The 3,264-nt window shown below is 70.9% G+C and carries 3 protein-coding genes; all 3 read right to left on the reverse strand.

Annotated elements, in window-relative coordinates; translation table 11 throughout:
* Positions 1-821 (reverse strand): THUMP domain-containing protein (locus H0U68_RS15190; RefSeq protein WP_296357023.1); only part of this gene is annotated, 821 nt, incomplete at its 3' end.
* Positions 818-2,389: an RNA polymerase factor sigma-54 gene (rpoN, locus tag H0U68_RS15195; protein ID WP_296357025.1), complete on the reverse strand. Its 1,572-nt coding sequence runs from the start codon at positions 2,387-2,389 to the stop codon at positions 818-820. The genes rpoN and H0U68_RS15190, both read right to left, overlap by 4 nt.
* Before the next feature lie 19 nt (positions 2,390-2,408).
* Complete coding sequence (gene lptB / locus H0U68_RS15200; protein ID WP_296357027.1) at positions 2,409-3,194, reverse strand: LPS export ABC transporter ATP-binding protein; 786 nt, start codon at positions 3,192-3,194, stop codon at positions 2,409-2,411.
* Positions 3,195-3,264 lie beyond the last annotated feature (70 nt).

The raw sequence follows: 3,264 nt of genomic DNA on the forward strand, positions 1-3,264 counted from the left end.
GCGTTGCGCACCGCGAAGTCGACCATGCGAAAGGCCACGTCGCTGCCGAACACCGGCGCCGCGGCCGGGCGGCGCGCGGCCAGCGCCTCTTCCTTGTGCGCGGTCCAGGCGGCGCGGTCGTGCGGCAGCAGCGTCTCGAAGCCGAAGCGGCGCAGCAGGCCGGGCGCGATGTTGCAGGCGACCTGCGCCGCCTCGATGGCGATGGTGCCGCTGCCGCAGCACGGGTCGTACAGCGGCACGGTGCCGTCCCAGCCACTGGCGGCGATCATGGCGGCGGCCAGCGTTTCCTTCAGCGGCGCGTCGCCCTTGTCCTCGCGCCAGCCGCGCTTGAACAGCGGCTCGCCCGAGGTGTCGATGTACAGCGTGAGCGCGTCGGCCGTGAGGTGGACGAAGATGCGCACGTCGGGGTGGCGCGTCTCCACGTCGGGGCGCGCGCCGAACTTGTCGCGAAAGCGGTCGGCCACCGCGTCCTTGATCTTCAGCGCGGCGAAGTTCAGGCTTTTCAGCGGGCTGTGCTGCGCCGTCACCTCGATCTTGAAGCTGCTGCGCTGGCCGAACCACTCTTCCCACGGCACCGACATCGCCGCCGCATAGAGGTCCTGCTCGCCGCGGTACGCGCCCTGGAACAGCCGCACCAACACGCGCTGCGTGAGGCGGCTGTGCAGGTTCAGCCGCAGGATGTCGGCCCAGGCGCCTTGCAGCGTGACGCCGCCGCGCGCGCTCTGCGTGCGGGCCGCGGGCCCGCAGATGCGCAGCACTTCGGCCGCCAGGTAATCCTCGACGCCGGCGGCGCAGGGCAGGAACAAGGTGAATGCGGTCACAGCGACTTTCGCAGGTTGGCCGGCGCGATGCGCAGCGCATCGCGGTATTTGGCGACGGTGCGGCGCGCGCACTCGATCCCCTGCTCCTTGAGCATCTCGGAGATCTGGCTGTCGGACAGCGGCTTGCGCGTGCTCTCGGCGGCGACGAACTGCCGGATCAGCGCGCGCACCGCGATGCTGGAGGCGTTGCCGCCGGTCTCGGTGCCCAGGGCCGAGCCGAAAAAGTACTTCAGCTCGAAGGTGCCGAACGGCGTAGCCATGTACTTGGCGGTGGTCACGCGCGAGATGGTGGATTCGTGCAGGCCCAGCTCGTCGGCGATCTCGCGCAGCACCAGCGGCCGCATGGCGAGCTCACCGTGCACGAAGAAGCTTTTCTGCCGCTCCACGATGGCCGAGGACACGCGCAGGATGGTGTCGAAGCGCTGCTGGATGTTCTTGATGAACCAGCGCGCCTCCTGCAGCCGCTGCTGCAGCGCCTGGTGGCCCTCGCCGCGGTGCGCCTTCAGCGCGCCGGCATAGACGTCGTGCACGCGCAGCCGCGGCACCACGTCGGGATTGAGCTGCACGCGAAAGCGCGCGTTGCCGCCGCCACCCACGCGCTTGACGATCACGTCGGGCACGATGATGTGGCGCTCGGTGTCGACGAAGCGCCGGCCCGGTTTCGGCTCCAGCCGCGCGATCACCGCCAGCCCCGCCTTCATCGCCGCTTCGCTGTCGCCGCACAGCTGCGCCAGCCGCTTGATGTCGCGCCGCGCCAGCAATTCCAGCGGCTGCTTGCACATGCGCAGCGCGGCCTGCGCGGCCTCGTCGCCGGGCGCCTGCGCAAGCCGCGCGCGCAGCTGCAGCGCCAGGCATTCGCCCAGGTTGCGCGCGCCCACGCCGGTGGGCTCCAGGCTCTGCAGCAGGCCGAGCGCCACGGTGAAGCGATGCAGCAGCTCTTCCCGCTGCTCCAGGTCGTGCGGCGACAGCCCGTGGGCCAGGCTGTCCAGCGAGTCCTCGAGGTAGCCGTCGTCGTTGAGCGACTCGATCAGGTAGCGCAGCGCGGCGCGGTCCTCCTCGCCCAGGCGCAGCGACAGCATCTGGCGGTGCAGCACGTCCTGCAGCGTCTCGTGGCTGCGCGCGAGTTCGGCCGCTTCCACGTTGTCGTCGTCGCCCGTGTTCTTGCGCGCCGGCGCGTCGCCGCCCCATTCGCCGTCGTCGGGCACGACCTCCGTGCTGCCGTCGCCGTCCCAGCTGGGGCCGTCGTCGTCGGGCGCGTCCGGGGTGTCCGACGCCGGGGTATCCGGCGCCGGGGCGGAATCGCTCGACGGCGTGGTGGCTACCGCCGGCGCGTCGGCGCGGTCGAACTCGTCGTCATCGCGCGCGGCCGGCGCATCCGCCTGCGCGATGCCGAACTCCTCGCGCGCGGCCTCGTCCTGCGTGGTGTCCAGGAACGGGTTGTCGTCCAGCATCTGCTGGATTTCCTGGCTCAGTTCCAGGGTGGACAGCTGCAGCAGCCGGATCGACTGCTGCAGCTGCGGCGTGAGCGCCAGGTGCTGGGAAACCCGAAGGGATAAGCCCTGCTTCATCGAACTGCAGGCGAGGCCATCACATGCGGAAATGCTCGCCGAGATATACCCGGCGCACGTCGGCGTTGTTGACGATCTCCGAGGGGGTGCCCTGCGCCAGCACGCGGCCCTCGCTGATGATGTAGGCGTGGTCGCAGATGCCCAGGGTTTCGCGCACGTTGTGGTCGGTGATGAGCACGCCGATGCCGCGCGATTTCAGGAAGCCGATGATGCGCTGGATCTCGATCACCGCGATCGGGTCGATGCCGGCGAACGGCTCGTCCAGCAGGATGAAGCGCGGCTGCGTGGCCAGCGCCCGCGCGATCTCCACGCGGCGGCGCTCGCCGCCCGACAGCGCCACCGCGGGCGAGTCGCGCAGGTGGTCCACCCGCAGGTCCTGCAGCAGCGCGCCCAGGCGCTTCTCGATTTCGGCGCCCGGCAGCGAGCGGCCGTCGTCGCCGCGCTGCAGCTCCAGCACGGCGCGCACGTTGTCGGCCACGTTGAGCTTGCGGAAGATCGACGCTTCCTGCGGCAGGTAGGACAAGCCCAGGCGCGAGCGGCGGTGGATCGGCATGTCCTCGACCGCGCGGCCCTCGATGGAGATCTCGCCGGCGTCGGCGCGCACCAGGCCCACGATCATGTAGAACGAGGTGGTTTTGCCCGCCCCGTTGGGACCCAGCAGGCCGACCACCTCGCCCTTGTCCACCGCCAGCGACACGTCCTGCACCACCTTGCGCCCGCCATAGGACTTTTGCAGGTGGCGGGCTTCCAGCCGGCTCTCGGCCGTGACGATGGAGTCGCGGGGCGCGGCCTGCGCGTCCCCCATCACCGGCTTTCCGCGCCCAGCGTGCCGCTGGAGCGCAGGCGCGCGGGCGGCTGCTGGGCCGCGGCAGGCG

The organism is Ramlibacter sp. (assembly GCF_013697775.1).
Taxonomy (GTDB): Bacteria; Pseudomonadota; Gammaproteobacteria; order Burkholderiales; family Burkholderiaceae_C; genus Ramlibacter.